At 64.7% G+C, this 249-nt stretch carries 1 protein-coding gene; it reads left to right on the top strand.

Annotated elements, in window-relative coordinates; translation table 11 throughout:
• Nucleotides 1-249, top strand: a 249-nt coding sequence (locus R0J88_RS22300; protein ID WP_410901215.1) for a DUF3999 family protein, incomplete at both ends; no start/stop codon positions are given.

The raw sequence follows: 249 nt of genomic DNA on the forward strand, positions 1-249 counted from the left end.
GTACAGCTCGGCAGATGCCGCCGACAGCCCCCCCAGCGTGCGGGTGCAATCCACCACCAATGGCACGCTGGTGGAAGTTCAGCCCTCCACTCAACTGGAGGCCGGCGAGGAGGTCCTGCGTGGCTGGTTGCTGGATGCCAGCGCAATCAAGGCACCGTTGCAGCAACTGGTGCTGGACTGGACCAGCGAACGCGATGGCTTCCAGCGGTTCAGCATCGAAGCCAGCGACGACCTGCAACACTGGCAGCC

This window comes from Pseudoalteromonas sp. SIMBA_162 (genome assembly GCF_046535955.1).
GTDB lineage: Bacteria > Pseudomonadota > Gammaproteobacteria > Enterobacterales > Alteromonadaceae > Pseudoalteromonas > Pseudoalteromonas marina.